Genomic DNA, 18232 nt, shown 5'->3' on the forward strand with positions numbered 1-18232 from the left:
ATTTAATTATTAAGTTATTTTAAAGACAAGGTATAGACAAATGTGTATAGGGCTTAAAATTTCTTTTTTATTTACCGAGCTTCAAATGAAATAAAAAGGAGCTATTTTTGTTTATGCAGTTTTCTTTAAAATTGTTTCTTTAGCTACTAATTTCCGTGTTTCTCCTCCAGCTTACAAAGAAAATTCTATTCAACGTAATCTTCATCTTATTTAAGAAATAGCTTTTATTACTATCTTTCGATTAGCAACATTACGTTCAAGTTTCATCGTTCCATAAATCACACCAAGCTTTCTATTTTTAGAGCTTTATTCCCATAAACGCTACGATAAAATGCACTCAGATAAAAAATTAAATGAGGAGAATACATCATGTTTGATATGCGTTTATCTCACGAGCGTGGTGCAGCACATCATGGTTGGTTACAATCAAAACATAGCTTTTCATTTGCTAACTATTGGGATCCTAAACAAGTCGGTTTTTCGGACCTCCTTGTAATTAACGATGATAACGTTGCTCCATCTAAAGGCTTTGGTACTCACCCTCACCGCAATATGGAAATTATTTCCTATGTGCTTGAAGGCGCATTAGAGCATAAAGACTCAATGGGTACAGGTTCTGTGATTGTGCCGGGTGACATTCAACTAATGAGTGCAGGTCGTGGTGTTGCTCATAGTGAATTTAACCACTCAGCTCAAGAAGGTGTTCATTTCTTGCAAATTTGGGTTGTTCCAAATGAAGTGAATACAGAGCCAGGCTATCAACAAGTTCATATTGATGAAGCAGATAAACGCGGTAAATTGCATTTGATCATCTCACCAAAAGGTGGTGAGAAAACTTTATCGATCAAACAAGACATTAATATTTACTCAGGTCTTTTTGATGGTGAAGAAACTGCTGAATTTGTAATTCCTGAGGGTCGTTATGTGTACCTACACGTTGCCAAAGGTCGTGTTGATGTAAATGGTAAAACTTTTAATACTGGCGACGCAGCACGTATTCGTGACGGTGGAAGCTTATCGTTTACCAATGGTGATAACGCCGAAATTTTGATTTTCGATATGCGTCCTGAAGAAGTTCCAACCATGCCATAATGCAACTAGGCCCTCACATAAACTTTATGTGAGGGCTTTTTATATTGTTTAGTCGACTTATGAAAATGCTATCTCTGCTCAATGCTCTTCTGAACGCGCCATCTCTGTATTGATATAACTCATGATCATCGTGCTTAGCCCTTGTACCATTTCATCAAAACTAATATAAGGGTTTGGCAAAATAAGATGCCGTGCGACATTAAAAATTCCACTATTGATACATATATATGTAATTACGGGTAAATTATTAATTTTTAGGTATTTGGGATTATGCATCATATATTTCATGATGACTTCCATTAAAGCTTGTTCAATTTTGGGAATGTATTTGTCGTACTGCAATTCCCCTGCATAGCGCAAAACAGTCAAATAGCGGTCATTATTTTTCTTTAATAAATCACTAAAAGTATAAAAAATCATTTCAATGACAGGCTCTAACTCCAATTGTAAAATCGTCGGTGTAAGCTCTGTAATCATGTCCAGAATTTCCCGAACAAAAAAGTGATTCATCGCATCATAAATTTCTTCTTTATTTTTAAAATATTCGTATAAAGACCCGACACTCACCCCTGCAATTTCTGCAATATGACGTGTCGTGGTTCCACTCGGTCCATGAAGTGCCACTGCAATAAAACCTGCTTCAATAATCGTGTCGACAGTGACTTTGGCTCGAGTTTGACGAGGTTTACGCGTAGTCATACGATCTAATCAATAATCCGAACATAAAGTCAGATTAGCATGTAATCTAACTCGGTAGAAATAAAAAAACAAAATCCGAATAGTTGTCAAACTTAATCAGAAAAACTGAGAAAAACAGATCTCAACTTATCAATCAATCGATGCTTTTATTTACTATTTTCCGAGATCAGGAATAAATTTAATTTGTTATATTTCAAAAATATAAATCAAATTTATTTAAAATTATTATTACAAAGAATGTCTATAAAATACTTTTATATATTTAAAAATTTACCCGAATTGAATCCGAACATAATGTCAGATTAATATGAAAAAATTAAAGAAGACTCTTTAAGCAGCTCTTTTGTCTGCCTCGGTTCTTCTTCCGTTATTCAGCCAAATAATCAAACAAATAACGGAGCAACAACACCGTAGTCAATGCAGAGAATTATCTGTTTTTGAAAATGGAATTTTACAGTGCTTTGTTGATCATTGAGTTTATTAATTTTCATCAAAATGCACCACTACTTTGCTTCAGGGTGTCGCCATGATCTCGACCGCAGTTAAAAAATCATTCAACAAACTTAAATTTCAGCGTGAAATTGAGCTACCAGATTTTGCTAGCAAAAGCTCAATTCCGATCAGACATTTAAATATTGGTTTTGATGGTAAAGAAATTGATGTCAGATTCTATATGGACAATCAATTTGCTACTTTGTTTTTTGCCACTCTCTCAGTATTTTTAACTTATGGTGAAGATCTGGTTATTGAAACCGCTCGCCATCACCGTGAATTTATCAAAGATCCAATATTAAAGCAGCGAGTAACGTCGTTGATTGGCCAAGAAGCAATTCACTCGAAATTGCACAATGAATATAACGATGCCCTTCAAGATGCTGAATATCCTGTCGCTCTATATCGTTTTCTTGGCTCAAACTTCTTTAAATATGTTTTCTTAAAGTTTCCACAGCCACTCAAATTATCAATGATGGCGGGTATTGAGCATTTTACTGCGGTACTTGCTGAATACATGATGAAGCATGAAAAGAACTTCTATTATTCAAATGACGAAAAAAGCCGCGCACTTTGGATGTGGCATATGCTTGAAGAGTCTGAGCATAAAGATATTGCCTATGATGTCTATCAACTTTTAAATGGTAGTTATGCACTACGTGCGTCTGGTTTTTTCCTCGCGCTATTTACCATTTTAGGTTTAATCCCTGCGACTACATTATTTGTGCCTGTGTTAAGAAAGCCACAAGAGATGCTGACCTTGAAATTCTGGAAGGACGCCCGTCGTGGTGTAGGCTTAATCTTTGGTCCAAAAGACGGAGTTTTCGGCAGTACGATTGGTCAAATTCTTGACTACTTACGCCCAGACTTTCATCCAAATGATCATGATACGACTGAATATCTTGAGTATTACAAAAAGAAATTGCTGACAGAAGGCGGCGCAATTGCTCCTTACTTTGTTAAAGAATTTACCCCACCAGTACGCATGTCTTAATCGTCCTGTATTTCCAGCTATCGAATAGGTAGCTGGTATCTCTTCAAGCTATTTATGGATGAATCATGATTTTATTTGGCAAAAAGAAAGTTAAACCAAGCCAAAAAGCTTATGCCGTAGTGACGGGTGCAGGCAGTGGGATTGGTCGAAGTTTTGCAATTGAACTTGCGAAACGTGGTGGTAGCGTAGTGTGTGCAGATATTAATCTCGAAGCTGCTGAAGAAACAGTAAAACTTCTTGAACAAGAAGGCGCAAAAGCTTTTGCTATGCGCTGTGATGTGGGTAATGCTGAACAAGTTAACCATCTCGCTGAGACTGCTGAAATCTTGCTTGGGCACCCTGTAACTCTTGTCATTAATAATGCTGGTGTGGGTTTGGGTGGCAAGTTTGATGAGCTAACCCTAGAAGACTGGAACTGGGTCATGAATATTAACCTTTGGGGTGTTATTCATGGTTGTCATGCATTTGTTCCCAAGTTTAAAAAGTTAGGTTACGGCGCGATTATTAATGTGGCATCTGCGGCATCTTACACGGCTGCACCAGAAATGACTGCTTATAACGTGACTAAAGCGGGTGTGCGTGCGCTTTCAGAAACTCTTTCTGCCGAACTGCGTAAGTTTAATATTAAAGTGAATGTGCTCTGCCCGACGCTGGTACCCACCAATATCATTAAAAATGGTCGAATTCCAGGACGTTATTCAAAGCTAGCAGACCATGCACTGATGAACTATGCGCTCACCACAAGTGACGATGTTGCAAGATTAACCCTTAATCGCCTTGATCAGGATGAGATGTATACCATTCCTCAAATTGATGCGAAGTTATTCTGGCTCATGAAACGTGCATCCCCAAGCTTGTATACCAAGTTCCTTGGCACATCGTACAAATTATTTAAATAAGAAATTTATAGGTAGTACACATATGACTGCTCAAATGAAAACAAATGCATCAGCAAAAAAAGCTGTCAAATCACCAAGCCATATTTTCGATACTTTTATTGTGGGTGCGGGCATTTCAGGGATCGCTGCTGCCATTCGCCTAGATCAAGTTGGTTATACCAATTATAAAATTATTGAAAAAGCTAGTCGTGTTGGTGGAACATGGCGTGAAAACACCTACCCAGGCTGTGGCTGCGATGTACCTTCTGCTCTTTATTCTTACTCATTTGCACCAAGTGCAAAATGGAGCCATTTATTTGCGCGCCAACCAGAAATCTTAAGTTATCTGGAAGATGTGAGTAACGAATTTAATGTTACTTCTAAAATCGAGTTTAACAACGAGTTGCTTAACGCAGCGTGGGATGACTCACGGCATGTGTGGGTGCTTGACACCACTACTGGGCAATATTTATCTAAAACCGTTATTTTTGCCACAGGTCCAATTACCGAAGCTCAAATTCCACGTCTTGAAGGCTTAGAAACATTTAAAGGCGAAATGTTCCATTCAGCGAAATGGAATCATGATTATGACCTCACAGGTAAACGCATTGCCGTAATTGGTACTGGTGCATCTGCTATTCAGTTTGTGCCACAAATCCAACCAAAAGCGAAAGAACTGTTTGTGTTCCAACGTACAGCACCTTGGGTACTGCCAAAACCAGATACAGACTTGGGCGAGTTTAGTAAATCAGTCATTGCAAAATATCCAGCTATTCAGGCGAGCTGGCGTAAAAGTGTCGCGTTAACGCTGAATGCAATTAACTTTGGTTTACGTAATCCACTTGCCCTAAAACCAGTCAATGTATTGGGTAAGCAATTACTTAAATTGCAAATTAACGACCCAGTGCTACGTAAAAACGTAACGCCGAACTTTGACATTGGTTGTAAACGTATCTTGTTTGCTAACAACTATTACCCTGCTTTACAAGCACCGAATACCACACTTATTCCACATGGTTTAGTGAAAGTAGAAGGCAACACAGTGGTTGCTGCGAATGGTGAACGCCACGAAGTTGATGTGATTATTTGGGGTACAGGCTTTGAAGTATCTCACCCGCCAATCGGTAAACGTGTGTTTAATGAAAAAGGTCAATGTTTACAAGATATTTGGAAAGATAGTTCACCAGAGGCTTATTTAGGAACCAACATTGAAAATGTACCAAATGCATTTTTAATTTTAGGACCTAACGTACTGGTTTATGATTCTTTCATTGGTTTAGCAGAGGCACAGCTCGACTATATCGTAGATGGCTTATTGAAAATTAAAAACAAAGGAATTAGCAAGTTAAATGTTAAATCTGATGTGATTAAAAAGCATAATGATTTAGTACAAAAGCACTTACAAACGACCGTATTTAATAGCGGCGGATGTAAGAGTTACTACCTTGATGCCAACGGTCGTAACTTTGCCGCATGGCCTTGGTCATTGAAAAAACTTAAACAGCGTTTGAAAAAAGTAGATTTGAAAGATTATGAAGTGACGTATCAAACGACAAAAACTCACTAATTTGTATTTTCGATCAAATCAGTTGTAAGAAATAGGCAGTGTATTTTAGGTTTTCATGAAATGCACTGCCTTCTTCGTTGAATATCTTCAAGAAATAAAAAAACAGGATAAAGATGAAAGAAGGTCAATCTAGTCGTACTGCTGAAGCCGCTGCTGCATTACGAGCCAATCATTTTCAAAATACACAGAACCCTGTATTTTCAGACCCTTATGCTTTTGAACTAACGAGTAAAGGCTGGAAAAAACTTCTATCTAACACACTGATTGTTAAACTCATGAATTCTGCGGTGTTAAACCGCACTTTAGGTTTACTTACTGGGCAAGTGGTCGGGCGCTCCCGTTATGCCGAAGATTTACTTGATCTAGCAGTTCAACAGAACACTGAACAATATGTATTAGTGGGTGCTGGCCTAGACTCTTTTGTACTACGTGAATCACACCACTACCCTACTTTGAAAATTTTTGAAGTGGATCATCCTGATACTCAAGCGGCCAAACAGACTAAGCTAAAAAAGTTAGGGAATATTCCTGCTACCGTTGAATTTGTTGCGATTAACTTTGAGAAAGAGTCTATTTCAGAAGCATTAAACAGAAGTATCTATGATTCATCTGCTCCTGCATTTTTTTCGTGGTTAGGCACAACGCACTATTTAAATCCGCAAACGACATTACAAACTTTAAAAAGTATTGCTGAATTTGCTGCAAACGGTAGTGAAGTGGTACTCGACTATTCGACCGATTTTCAGGAATTAAACGGTATTGAGCGACTTGGAAGTATGGGCGTTGCACAATTTACCTATTTGCTGAAAGAGCCTTTATTGGGCCAATTTAAACCAATAGACTTACATCATGCAGTGGAGCAGATGGGATTTGAAGTAGTCGAAGATCTTTCAGGTGAAGCCATTACTGAACGATATTTTAATGGAAGGATTGATGAAATTCGCCACACATCAGCAACGCGTTTGCTGCATTTGCGTTTAAAGAAATAAAGATAATTTGATTATTGGTTGTTAAGCCGCATGGCATGAGGTGTTTTCCCATGCCATCTTTTATAAGCATGAATAAAACTGGCAGGTTCTGCATAACCTAACCACTCGGCAATCTGCTCAACCGAAACTTTTGATAATGCCAAATATTGCTCAGCTAAAACCTGCCTAACCTCTTCACGAATTTGAATAAAAGTCATTCCCTCTAATGCCAAATGACGGCGTAAAGTACGAACATTTAAATGCAAACGTTCAGCCACTATATCCATAGATGGCATTTCCCCGCGCATACTCATCAGCTGCTGTTGCACTAAGGTTGTAAATTTATTTTGTGATTGGCGCTTTTCTAATATTTGACGGCATTGTTCTTCTGCAGTGTGCAAAACCAACTCATTCGCCATAAGCAACTTTTGGTCTACTTTTTGCGGATCCAGAATTACAAAATTTTTAGCTGCGCCAAATTCTGGCATGACCCCAAATAAATTCCGATAAGGCTCGGCATCACCTTTGGGTTGGAAAGAAAAAGCCAAATATTGGCAAAAATTGTCCTGCACCAAATCTCGCTGTACCGTAATGAGCGCAGCGGCATCGCGTTCAATAATGAATTGACGTACTGAAGATGGAATATCTTGCTCATCAATTTCAATACGGATTCCTTGTGGTGTATCCGACACATCAAAGCGGGTAAAAGCAAAGGTTAAGGTAAAATAGGTCAAGGCCAAATCTAATGCTTCGCGAATGCTAGCGCTACTCATCAGAGCCATACCTAATGGCCCAAATGTGGTGAAATGATAGCGTGTGCCGACCTCTAAGCCTAATGTTGGTCTGTCTCCTAGTTGCTCAACCAAGTTATGAATCAACTGTAATTCCTGATGGCCTGTCACCACCATATTAGGGTCAAGTAATTGTTGTTGGCTAAGCCCAGTCCCTTGCAAAATTGTCTGATAAGAGATGCCTGATTCCATCGCGAAATCAGCCATTAACCGAACACTATGTACACTGCGTTCAAATGCCCATGCATACTTCACTGTATTGCTCAGAATGTCCTCGAATCACAATATTTTGTCCTCATCCATCCTCTAAATCAAGTTAATAAACGTCTATTCTGCATACAGGAAATTGCGATTTTTTCGCTCACTGTTTTTAAGGATTTAGAGCAGCCCATGTTTAACTCGTCATCTAATTCAAATAAAAATGTACGCATCGCCATTATTGGCACAGGTTTTGGTGGTCTAGGACTTGCCATTCGTCTCAAACAAGCAGGTTTTGAACAATTTACGCTCTTTGAAAAAGCTAGCGATGTTGGTGGTGTCTGGCGTGACAATACGTATCCAGGTGCTGCATGTGATGTGCCTTCTCATCTGTATTCTTTTTCTTTTGAGCAAGAGCTAGGCTGGAAAAATCGCTATGGGACATCTCAAGAGATTTATCAATATTTACGCCACTGTGCGGATAAATATGATATTCGTCCGCATGTTCAATTTAATACTGAAATTGCCAGTGCTGAATTTGATGCACTGCAAGGTGTATGGCACATTCAAAGTACGACTGGTGAACAGTTTGAAGCTGAGTTTCTAGTCGGTGCGGTAGGCCAACTCAACCGTCCTGCTTATCCAAAACTTAAAGGTATTGAAAACTTTAAGGGTAAGGCATTTCACTCAGCACGTTGGGACCATGATTATGATTTAACTGGCAAACGTGTTGCAGTGATTGGTACAGGTGCAAGTGCAATTCAGTTCGTCCCTGAAATTGCTAAACAGGTTGCTCATCTCGATGTTTATCAACGCTCCGCACCTTACGTGATTCCTAAACCAGATCGGGTTTACCAGCCTTTAGAGAAAAAAGCTTTCCGCAAACTACCGATTTTGCAAAGTCTAGACCGTGCTTTGCAATATGGACATCATGAAATTCGCCTACTTGCTTTTACAACTTCTTTAAATGAAATGCCTTTGGTGGAATATTTATTTCAGCGTCACATCCGTAAAGTCGTTAAAGATGGGAAGCTGCGCCACCGCTTAATGCCGGATTATCCAATTGGTTGCAAACGTATTTTAATTTCTAACCATTGGTATGAAACACTGACTCAGCCTCATGTCGATGTGATTAATACGGGCATTCAAGAAATTACTGAAAATGGAATTTTAGATACGGAAGGAAATCTGCGTGAAGTCGATACCATTATTTATGGTACAGGCTTTGCCGCAACAGAATTTATGGCGCCAATGCAAATTACAGGTCTTGATGGTCGCACCTTAAAAGACACATGGAAAGATGGTGCAGAAGCTTATCTCGGTTTAACTGTAAGTGGTTTTCCAAACTTTTTTATGCTCTATGGTCCAAACACCAATCTTGGGCACAACTCAATTGTATATATGATTGAAAGCCAAGTGAATTATATTTTAGATGCCATTCAAACAACCCTACAAAACAAACTTCTGTTCACCAATGTTCGTGCAGAAGTTCAACATGAGTTTAATCAAAGCATTCAAGAAAAAATGAAAAAAACTGTCTGGGCTCAAGGTTGTACCAGTTGGTATCAAACTGCTGAGGGTAAAAATACCAATAATTGGCCAGGTTTTACTCTTGAATATCGTCAACGTACTCGTCGCTTCGATGTTGAAAACTACACTCAGGTTTCGGCTATTTCTTAAACAAGCTTCACCATAGGAAATGAGAAAAATAAACGGAGAATTTTATGAAGTCTTTTAAAAATAAAGTCGCAGCTGTGACAGGTGCGGGTTCTGGTATTGGACAAGCACTTGCCATTGCATTAGCCAAACAAGGTTGCCATCTGGCACTTTCTGACATTAGTGAAGCTGGATTAGCTAAAACAGTCGATCTGATAGCACCCTATTCTGTCAAAGTCACTACTCAGAAAGTCGATGTAGCTAAGCGTGATGAAGTTGCAACTTGGGCCAAAGCTGTTGTAGATGAGCATGGTCAAGTTAACCTGATTTTTAATAATGCTGGTGTTGCAATAGGTAGTACGGCTGAAGGGGTGAGCTACGAAGATCTTGAATGGCTCATTGGTATTAATTTTTGGGGTGTAGTTTATGGCACCAAAGAGTTTTTACCTTACTTAAAGCAAAGTGGTGACGGGCATATTATTAATATTTCCAGTATGTTTGGCTTAACAGCTCAACCAACTCAAAGTGCTTATAACGCTAGTAAATTTGCCGTTCGTGGCTTCACTGAATCCCTACGCCAAGAACTCGATCTACAAAATGCTGGAGTGAGTGCGACCTGTGTGCATCCGGGTGGTATTCGTACCAATATTGCCAAAGCTGCCCGCATGAATAATAGCGTCCAGTCTTTAGGAATGGATCCTCTAAAAAGTCAGGATGCTTTCGATAAATTACTTCGCACCCCTGCTGATGATGCAGCTCAACAAATTTTAGAAGCTGTTCGTAAGGACCGCCGCCGTTTACTTATTGGAGCCGATGCGAAAGCCGTTGATGTGATTCAACGTATTCTGCCACAAGGCTACCAAAAGATTTTTGCAACTGCCACTGCTTGGCAAACTCGCCTACTCAACAAATCAGCAAAATAAAAACAGTGGTCAGCATACTCTTCATTTTAAGAGATGCTGACTGATATTAAATGCTTAGTATGAGTCCTTATTATGAAGCAGCTTCTTGCATTGACTATTCGTACCACACTACGTCCAGCTTTATCCCCTAAAACACCACTAAAGCTACAACGTTTTTGTAGTAATGCAGCCAGTGCAATTGTGCTTGGGCCACGTGGCTATAAAACAAAAAAGCAAACCATTGCGCAAGTACCGACAGTCCATATTCAGCCCAAAACGACTCAATCAGGACGCGGCATTTTGTATTTACATGGCGGAGGCTATGTGGTGGGTAGCTCAAAAAGTCACACTAAGCTTGCTGCTCAAATCGGACATGCAGCTCAAGCACAAGTCTGGTTACCTGAATATCGCCTAGCCCCAGAGCACACAAGCCCTGCTGCTATTGAAGAGGTAATTGCAGTTTATAAAGCTTTACTTGCTCAAGGACAAGACCCGAAAAAACTCGTGATCGCTGGTGACTCTGCTGGCGGCGGACTGAGTTTAAGTACTGCAATTGCAATACGAAATGCGGGGTTACCTTTACCAGCGGCATTAGCTTTACTTTCACCGTGGGTTGACTTAAGCCTCTCTGGAAGCACAATAAAAACTCATGCTGCTCAAGATGCGATGTTGTCAGAGGACTGGTTAGCTTGGTGTGCAAAAAACTATTGCGGCCAAAAATCGGCAACCGATCCAACCTGTTCCCCACTCTATGCCGACTTAACTGGATTACCTCATATTCTAATTCATGTCGGTACCGAAGAAGTTTTATTAGACGATGCAAAACGCCTTGCTGAACAAACCGAAAAGTATGGTATTCCGACGAACTTGAAGATTTATGACCGAGTCGGACATGTTTTTCAGTTCCACGCGGGTATACTAAATGAATCTAATGACTCGATTGAGCGCATTGGGCAATTCATTGATAAACATACACAGTCAATATAAAAATATCGCCAGAGAGGAGTCCTCGGCATGACAACAAACAATTATGACTATGATTACCTCATTATTGGTTCAGGCTTTGGTGGTAGTGTTTCTGCCTGCCGTCTAACCGAAAAGGGCTACTCAGTTGCTGTAATGGAAATGGGGCGACGCTGGGAAGCTAAAGATTTTGCTAAAAATAACTGGAATACCCGTCGCTGGATTTGGCGCCCGGGCATGAAACTTTTTGGTTATTTCAACATGCGTTTTTTTCGCCATGTCACCATTATTTGCGGTAATGCTGTAGGTGGCGGTTCAATCACCTACGCCAATACCCTACTTGTTCCACCTGAACATATTTGGGATGAAGGCACGTGGGCAGATGCAGCGGACTGGAAAAATGAAATGCCACAGCACTATGCTGAAGCCGAACGTATGCTTGGTGTGACTGATAATAAAATTTTCGGTCCTGCCGACCACATGCTCAAAAAAATGGGCGATGCAGTTGGTGTTGGGCATACGTTTAAGCCGACGCGCGTTGCAACTTTCTTTCCACCCGAAGGTGAACAAGGTGGTAAAACCTACCCAGACCCGTATTTTAACGGCGTAGGTCCAGACCGCGGAACCTGTACCGCATGTGGCGGCTGTATGACAGGTTGCAAGCACAACGCAAAAAATACATTAGATAAAAACTATTTGTATTTTGCCGAAAAAAATGGTGCCAAGGTTTACGAAGAAACCAAAGTTGTTGATGTTAAACCACTTAATGGTAAAGCCGATGGCAGCGATGGCTATGAAGTTACGACTGAATGTTCAAGCTCATGGTTTAACAAACAACGCCGTACATGGCGTGTTCGTAATGTGATTTTCTCAGCATCTTCTTTGGGAACCCAAGAAATGTTGTTCCGTTTAAAACAATCAGGTTCTCTGCCAAATATTTCTGATGATTTGGGTAATCGGGTACGTACCAATGCCGAGTCAATTTTAGGTGTTCGTTTTTTTGGTAAAGATGTCGACATGAGTAAAGGTGTGGCCATTGGTTCAAGTATTTACATTGACCATGACACCCACATTGAAGCAACACGTTACCAAACTGGTTCAGATGCCATGGGTCTTATGTGTACTTATATGGCGAAAGGTAAACCGGGTTGGACGCGTATCTTCTTTTGGTTATGGGCACTTATTTGCCATCCATTTATTTTCCTTCGCATGAGTAATCCGGTCAGTTTTGCACGTCAGACTTTAATTTTCTTGGTGATGCAAACAGCTGATGCCTCAATTAATATGCGCTTGAAACGTAATTGGTTCTGGCCTTTTGGCAAGGTGTTATCGAGCGAAGGTAAAAAGCTACCTGTGTATATTCCGCAGGCCAATGCATTTACCGAAAAAGTTGCCAAAATGTTTAATGGCCACCCCATGACGACTATTACCGAAATTTTGTTTAACGTACCTTTTACAGCCCACTGTATGGGTGGTTGCGCAATTGCTTCAAGTCCAGAGCGTGGCGTAGTAGATGGACAAAACCGTGTCTTTAACTATAAAAACTTATATGTTGTAGATGGTTCAATGTTAGGTGCAAATTTAGGGGTTAACCCAAGTCTCACCATTACAGCTCTTGCAGAACGCGCAATGTCTTATATTCCGGCTAAACATACTTTGGGTGAGCAACAAGATCATAGAGTAGAGGCAGAAACCATAGAGATCACCAAAGCTTCTGCTTAAACTGCGAGTTGTTTTATAAAAAAAGCCTATTAAAAAATAGGCTTTTTTCTTTCGCTTTTTAAATTACACCGCTACGGCTTTAGCACGAGCTGCATGCAACTTTTTATAGCTCTCGATCAGACGTAAATGGCGATCAAGTCCTTCTAGTTTCATGCTTGTTGGTGTTAAACCATAGAAACGAACGCTACCATCGACAGAACCTAATACCGCGTCCATTCGTGTATCACCAAACATACGACGGAAATTAGTCAGGTAGTCTTCAAGCTCTAGTTCTTCATCTAACATTACTTCAAGCACCACATTCATGCACTGATAGAACAAGCCACGCTCAACGGTGTTGGTGTTGTATTGCAAGTAAGTTTCAACGAGCTCTTTTGCTTCTTCAAATTGTTGTAAAGCAACATAAATTAGCAATTTCAATTCTAAGATAGTGAGTTGACCCCAAACTGTATTGTCATCAAATTCGATACCAATGAGTGTGGTGATTTCAGTGTAATCGTCTAACTCGCATTCCTCTAAGCGCTCAACCAATGCCTCAAGCTGCTCATCATCTAAACGATGTAGATTTAGAATATCTTCACGGAATAAAAGTGCCTTATTGGTGTTGTCCCAAATCAAATCTTCAACGAGATAAATTTCTGAGTAATCCGGTACTAAAATACGGCAAGCAGTCGCACCTAAGTGCTCATAGACTGCCATATATACCTCTTTGCCCATCTCTTCGAGAATACCAAACAGTGTTGCAGCTTCTTCTGCATTCGACTCTTCGCCTTCGCCAGAAAAATCCCATTCAACAAAGTCATAGTCAGATTTAGAACTAAAGAAGCGCCAAGATACCAAACCGCTTGAGTCAATAAAGTGCTCAACAAAGTTGTTTGGCTCAGTAACCGCATTACTTTGGAAAGTCGGTTGAGGTAAATCATTTAAGCCTTCAAAACTACGACCTTGAAGTAATTCGGTCAGACTACGCTCCAATGCAACTTCAAAACTTGGATGCGCACCGAAAGACGCAAACACCCCACCCGTACGCGGGTTCATTAAAGTCACACACATTACAGGGAACTGACCACCTAACGATGCATCTTTCACTAATACAGGGAAGCCTTGCTCTTCTAGACCTTTAATACCAGCAACAATACTTGGGTATTTTGCTAATACGTCTTCTGGAACATCTGGAAGTGCAATTTCACCTTCTAAAATTTCACGTTTAACAGCACGTTCAAAAATTTCTGACAAGCATTGAACTTGGGCTTCTGCCAAAGTGTTACCTGCGCTCATACCATTACTTAAGTACAAGTTTTCAATTAAATTTGATGGGAAATAGACAACTTCACCGTCAGACTGGCGCACAAAAGGTAACGAGCAAATACCACGCTCTACATTGCCTGAGTTGGTGTCATATAAATGTGTACCAAGTAACTCATCATCTGGGTTATAAATCTCAAGACAATATTCATCTAAGATTTCTTTAGGTAATTCACCATTTGGACCCGGTTTAAACCATTTTTCATCTGGATAATGCACAAATTCAGCATTGGCAATATCTTCACCCCAGAACTGGTCGTTATAGAAGAAGTTACAGTTTAAACGCTCAATAAACTCGCCTAATGCAGACGCTAAAGCACTTTCTTTAGTCGCACCTTTACCATTGGTAAAACACATCGGAGACTGTGCATCACGAATGTGTAATGACCACACATTTGGCACGATATTACGCCAAGACGCGATTTCAATCTTCATACCCAAATTTGCCAAAATAGATGACATATTGGCAATGGTTTCTTCTAATGGCAGGTCTTTACCTTGAATATAGGTATGGCTTTCTGAAGTTAGACTTGGCAATAACAATGCTTGTGCATCTGCATCGATGCTTTCAACTTCTTCAATAATAAATTCGGGACCCGTTTGAATCACTTTTTTAACAGTACAACGGTCAATCGAACGTAAAATCCCCTGGCGATCTTTCTCTGAAATATCGGCTGGTAATTCAATTTGAATTTTAAATGTTTGCTTATAGCGGTTTTCAGGGTCAACAATATTATTTTGCGATAAACGAATATTATCGGTTGGGATATCTCGAGCGGCACAATACACTTTTACAAAGTACGCGGCACACAATGCTGACGATGCTAAAAAATAGTCAAATGGGCCCGGTGCCGAACCGTCACCCTTGTAGCGAATTGGTTGATCGGCAATTACCGTAAAGTCATCGAACTTAGCTTCCTGTCGAAGATTGTCGAGATAATTAACCTTGATTTCCATGCTGGCACCTAAATATTTTTATGTGTCAGCACAGACACATAAAATTCTAAATATTGAAAAATAAGCCGAATCACAGCGAAGAAATTGACTTAAAAAAATGAGAGATTAAAGCCATGTGTTTAATGAACGACTCAAGTGGCTTTAATAAGATTGGCGGTATTATAGAGGGATTTTGTGAAGTTGATAACTAAAGTTAAAACATTGCTGCTCACAATGTTTTAACTTGTCTTTAATTTAATAAATATTGAGTGTTAAAACTTAAAAGTGTAATCGACATTTAACCGCGTTTCATTTGTCGAATGAAAGGTCATATTGGTAGGCATATCGTTGCGATAGTGAGAAAAACGAGCTCGCACTCCCAAACCTTTTAACTTACCTTCAGGAATTTTATAGCCTAAATCAAATTCCATCGACTCTTCTTTAAAACGCTGATCACCATATTGCAGTAAATCAATGTCTTCGCCTTTTGCATAGCGAGTCATAAAGCGCAGACCGTTTAACGAAACATCCCCTAGTCGTGCATTTTTAAAGTCATATTCATAACGAATCGAATAGACTTTTTCATCTTTATTTGAGTAGTCAGAACTCATAAAATCAAGCACAACCGGACTTTCGGTTCCCGACAAAAACGGCAAACCAGTCGAGCCAAATGACTGCATGTAGCCCAAAGAAACTGTATGGTTTTGATAGTTCAAACCAAATAAGCCACTAATATGTCGGTTATCGACCTCTCCTATTTTTTTACTTCCAGTTTCTTCACTATTAAAAAAACGCACGTCGCTTAAAAAATTAAGTTGATCATTTAAAGGTTGTTTGCCGTTAAAACCTAAAAATTGTTGCTGGTAAATGTCTTTGAGTTCAGCATGGTAAGCCCGTAGACGATAATCCTTTAACTGATAGCTTCCACCTAATGTATAAAAAGAATCAGTAGTTGCCGCCTTGTCAAAACGATGGTTGATATTGTCTGTTCCAACATCGGTATAACGAATCGAATCACGTTGACGTACTTCATCGACATAAAAGCCTTCGAGTTGAAGATTTGGAATTTCATTTGAAACAAAACGGATACCACGGTAAGTCTGAGGGAACAAACGCGCTGGCGATGAAAAAATGGTCGGTAATTGTGGAACTAAGTCCCCCACAAAAAGTTCATTTTTCCTAAATTTAGCCTTTCCTGTAATGCCTATTTTTCCATAATAATCATCACGCGAGTTATCGGTATTCACTGGTAATAAGCCACTACGCGCATAGTCATCAGCACGACTTTCCATCAGGTTAAAACCTGCCATTGCCAGTACATCAACACCAAACCCAACCGTACCTTCAGTATAACCAGACTGTCCTTTAAAAATTAAACCCTGCGCCCAATCTCTGGCTGCTGTATAGGGATATGGGTCCTTTTTATAGTCTCGGTCAAAGTAAAAATTACGTAGTGTTAGCTCAGCTTTACTGTCTGCAAGAAATTCGGCATGCACAACTTGACTAAATAATGGGCACAAGCATACCCCCACCCATACTGGTGTCTTTTTCATTTTTTATCTCAACTATTTAATTTTTAATGGATTAAGGTGCTGTTTTAAGCGAGTAGTTCTGCTCTTTCTTACTTCGGTAAAAAGCACTACCCAAACTTAAAATCAGGAAAATAGCCAAAATAAACACCACACCGTAATAGGCGTAAAGCGTTGCGGGTGCTATACCTTTATCCAGAAAGATACCTGCAACCGTTGGCGATAAAATTGCCCCAATTCGTCCAAAACCAATTGCATAGCCCACGCCGCGACTACGGATTTCAGCATCATAAATTGTTGGAGAAATCGAATATAAACCTGCCACACAGCCATTAATGAGTGTGCCAAGTAATAACCCTACCATGAGTGCAATGCTGACTTGAGATGAGACAGCGACAAATAGGAAAACACATGCCGAGGTTAGTCCTAAAAACAGGCTTAAGGCATAGAAGATTTTCATACGTGATGCCAATAAACCAATAATGGCTGCCCCGAAAATCCCACCAATACTAATTAAAATACCGGTACTTACGCCTTGCTCTGGTGACATTCCCATTGAAATTAGAATTTTTGGTGTCCAGCTCATGACAAAGTAAAAGCCAAACATCACTAAAAAGAATGCAAACCACAAACAAAGCGTTTGAAATCCAAGTTGTCCAGCAAATAATTTGCCCAGCTCACTGCCATTTTGTGTGCTGATTTTTTCATAACGCGGCATAACTGGTAATTCGTTTAGCCCCATACGATTTACAGTTGCATTAATTCGTTCTAGTGCCTGTTTTGGTCGTTTCGCGAGTAAGTAATCTAAAGATTCAGGTAATAACCACGCGCTGATCAGCAGCATTGCAATGGTAGTAACCCCACCTGCTAAAAAGATTGAGCGCCAACCTAAATGCTCAATCAATGCCAGTGATAGTACCCCGCCAAGTGTCGCGCCAATTCCATAACCAGTAGACATTAAACTAACAGCAAGACTGCGCCAGCGAGCATTGGCATATTCACTTGCCAATACATTACTACTCGCAAGGATGCCCCCCACCCCAATTCCGGTAATAAACCGAAGTGCAGCTAACATGCCGTGGCTTTGTACAAAAGCACAGCCCAGCATGCTAAGACCTGCAATTACAAGACAAACTAAGATGAGTAAACGGCGACCGATTTTATCGGCTAAAGGCGCGAGAAAAATTGAACCAGCAGCCATTCCAAAAAGGCCAGCACTTAACAACAAGCCAATTTGTGCGCCTGAAAGTGACCATTCTGCTGACACGGATGGAGCAGTAAATGCCATTACCATCACGTCAAAGCCATCAATAATATTGAGACAAATACAGATCAAAATGACGAACCATTGATAGCGGCTCATATTGTTTTGATTGATCTCACTTAGAACGTCTCTTTCCATTTGTGTATCTCCCTTGGATAAGACATACACACGACATTGCTGATATGAGCGATTGGGTGGTTATGCACATCCGTATCCATAATGACCTAGAGGAATATTTGTTTTTTGAGCATCCTGCTCTTTTTCTATACTGAATAT

At 40.0% G+C, this 18232-nt stretch carries 14 protein-coding genes; 9 read left to right on the top strand and 5 right to left on the bottom strand.

Translation table 11 applies throughout. The features are described 5' to 3' along the window. Positions 1 to 369: 369 nt before the first annotated feature. Positions 370 to 1092: a pirin family protein gene (locus KTJ10_RS03830; protein ID WP_005070386.1), complete on the top strand. Its 723-nt coding sequence runs from the start codon at positions 370 to 372 to the stop codon at positions 1090 to 1092. Positions 1093 to 1170: 78 nt separating this feature from the next. Here KTJ10_RS03830 and KTJ10_RS03835 read toward each other — a convergent pair whose 3' ends face one another. Next, complete coding sequence (locus KTJ10_RS03835; RefSeq protein WP_262441386.1) at positions 1171 to 1791, bottom strand: TetR/AcrR family transcriptional regulator; 621 nt, start codon at positions 1789 to 1791, stop codon at positions 1171 to 1173. 526 nt (positions 1792 to 2317) lie between these two features. On the opposite strand from KTJ10_RS03835, the gene KTJ10_RS03840 reads away from it, so the two are divergent. From KTJ10_RS03840 to KTJ10_RS03855, 4 genes are all read left to right on the top strand, one after another. Continuing rightward, positions 2318 to 3277, top strand: coding sequence for a metal-dependent hydrolase (locus KTJ10_RS03840; RefSeq protein ID WP_002163169.1), 960 nt, complete (start codon positions 2318 to 2320; stop codon positions 3275 to 3277). A 65-nt stretch (positions 3278 to 3342) separates the two neighbouring features. After that, the gene (locus KTJ10_RS03845) at positions 3343 to 4176 is read left to right on the top strand and encodes an SDR family NAD(P)-dependent oxidoreductase (RefSeq protein WP_002163159.1); all 834 of its coding nucleotides are present in this window, start codon (positions 3343 to 3345) and stop codon (positions 4174 to 4176) included. Between the two features lie 22 nt (positions 4177 to 4198). Further along, positions 4199 to 5722, top strand: coding sequence for a flavin-containing monooxygenase (locus KTJ10_RS03850; RefSeq protein WP_262441387.1), 1524 nt, complete (start codon positions 4199 to 4201; stop codon positions 5720 to 5722). A gap of 113 nt (positions 5723 to 5835) precedes the next feature. Continuing rightward, the gene (locus tag KTJ10_RS03855) at positions 5836 to 6711 is read left to right on the top strand and encodes a class I SAM-dependent methyltransferase (RefSeq protein ID WP_262441388.1); all 876 of its coding nucleotides are present in this window, start codon (positions 5836 to 5838) and stop codon (positions 6709 to 6711) included. 11 nt (positions 6712 to 6722) lie between these two features. Here the strand turns inward: KTJ10_RS03855 and KTJ10_RS03860 are convergent, their stop codons facing one another. Next, positions 6723 to 7736: an AraC family transcriptional regulator gene (locus tag KTJ10_RS03860; RefSeq protein ID WP_262441389.1), complete on the bottom strand. Its 1014-nt coding sequence runs from the start codon at positions 7734 to 7736 to the stop codon at positions 6723 to 6725. Between the two features lie 135 nt (positions 7737 to 7871). On the opposite strand from KTJ10_RS03860, the gene KTJ10_RS03865 reads away from it, so the two are divergent. From KTJ10_RS03865 to KTJ10_RS03880, 4 genes are all read left to right on the top strand, one after another. Beyond that, entirely contained in the window at positions 7872 to 9359 is a 1488-nt protein-coding gene (locus KTJ10_RS03865) for a flavin-containing monooxygenase (RefSeq protein WP_167563907.1), read from the top strand. Between the two features lie 44 nt (positions 9360 to 9403). Further along, positions 9404 to 10258 (top strand): SDR family NAD(P)-dependent oxidoreductase, encoded by an 855-nt coding sequence (locus KTJ10_RS03870; RefSeq protein ID WP_262441390.1) that lies wholly within the window; start codon positions 9404 to 9406, stop codon positions 10256 to 10258. Between the two features lie 72 nt (positions 10259 to 10330). After that, positions 10331 to 11224 (top strand): alpha/beta hydrolase, encoded by an 894-nt coding sequence (locus KTJ10_RS03875; protein WP_262441391.1) that lies wholly within the window; start codon positions 10331 to 10333, stop codon positions 11222 to 11224. A gap of 27 nt (positions 11225 to 11251) precedes the next feature. Continuing rightward, positions 11252 to 12922, top strand: a complete 1671-nt coding sequence (locus KTJ10_RS03880; protein ID WP_262441392.1) for a GMC family oxidoreductase — start codon at positions 11252 to 11254, stop codon at positions 12920 to 12922. A gap of 63 nt (positions 12923 to 12985) precedes the next feature. On the opposite strand, the gene KTJ10_RS03885 is transcribed toward KTJ10_RS03880, so the two are convergent. From KTJ10_RS03885 to KTJ10_RS03895, 3 genes are all read right to left on the bottom strand, one after another. Beyond that, a complete protein-coding gene (locus KTJ10_RS03885) occupies positions 12986 to 15184 on the bottom strand; it encodes an OsmC domain/YcaO domain-containing protein (protein WP_262441393.1) in 2199 nt (732 codons plus the stop codon). Positions 15185 to 15435: 251 nt separating this feature from the next. After that, positions 15436 to 16716, bottom strand: a complete 1281-nt coding sequence (locus tag KTJ10_RS03890) for an OprD family porin (protein WP_262441394.1) — start codon at positions 16714 to 16716, stop codon at positions 15436 to 15438. Between the two features lie 31 nt (positions 16717 to 16747). Beyond that, a complete protein-coding gene (locus KTJ10_RS03895; protein WP_199112041.1) occupies positions 16748 to 18094 on the bottom strand; it encodes an MFS transporter in 1347 nt (448 codons plus the stop codon). Positions 18095 to 18232: the final 138 nt, after the last annotated feature.

This window comes from Acinetobacter sp. WU_MDCI_Abxc222 (genome assembly GCF_025514755.1).
GTDB lineage: Bacteria > Pseudomonadota > Gammaproteobacteria > Pseudomonadales > Moraxellaceae > Acinetobacter > Acinetobacter geminorum.

Bases quoted from the DNA above. Each gene is read 5' to 3' on its own strand.
- KTJ10_RS03830 (WP_005070386.1), top strand. From the start codon at position 370: ATGTTTGATATGCGTTTATCTCACGAGCGTGGTGCAGCACATCATGGT.
- KTJ10_RS03835 (WP_262441386.1), bottom strand. From the start codon at position 1,791: ATGACTACGCGTAAACCTCGTCAAACTCGAGCCAAAGTCACTGTCGAC.
- KTJ10_RS03840 (WP_002163169.1), top strand. From the start codon at position 2,318: ATGATCTCGACCGCAGTTAAAAAATCATTCAACAAACTTAAATTTCAG.
- KTJ10_RS03845 (WP_002163159.1), top strand. From the start codon at position 3,343: ATGATTTTATTTGGCAAAAAGAAAGTTAAACCAAGCCAAAAAGCTTAT.
- KTJ10_RS03850 (WP_262441387.1), top strand. From the start codon at position 4,199: ATGACTGCTCAAATGAAAACAAATGCATCAGCAAAAAAAGCTGTCAAA.
- KTJ10_RS03855 (WP_262441388.1), top strand. From the start codon at position 5,836: ATGAAAGAAGGTCAATCTAGTCGTACTGCTGAAGCCGCTGCTGCATTA.
- KTJ10_RS03865 (WP_167563907.1), top strand. From the start codon at position 7,872: ATGTTTAACTCGTCATCTAATTCAAATAAAAATGTACGCATCGCCATT.
- KTJ10_RS03870 (WP_262441390.1), top strand. From the start codon at position 9,404: ATGAAGTCTTTTAAAAATAAAGTCGCAGCTGTGACAGGTGCGGGTTCT.
- KTJ10_RS03875 (WP_262441391.1), top strand. From the start codon at position 10,331: ATGAAGCAGCTTCTTGCATTGACTATTCGTACCACACTACGTCCAGCT.
- KTJ10_RS03880 (WP_262441392.1), top strand. From the start codon at position 11,252: ATGACAACAAACAATTATGACTATGATTACCTCATTATTGGTTCAGGC.
- KTJ10_RS03885 (WP_262441393.1), bottom strand. From the start codon at position 15,184: ATGGAAATCAAGGTTAATTATCTCGACAATCTTCGACAGGAAGCTAAG.
- KTJ10_RS03890 (WP_262441394.1), bottom strand. From the start codon at position 16,716: ATGAAAAAGACACCAGTATGGGTGGGGGTATGCTTGTGCCCATTATTT.
- KTJ10_RS03895 (WP_199112041.1), bottom strand. From the start codon at position 18,094: ATGGAAAGAGACGTTCTAAGTGAGATCAATCAAAACAATATGAGCCGC.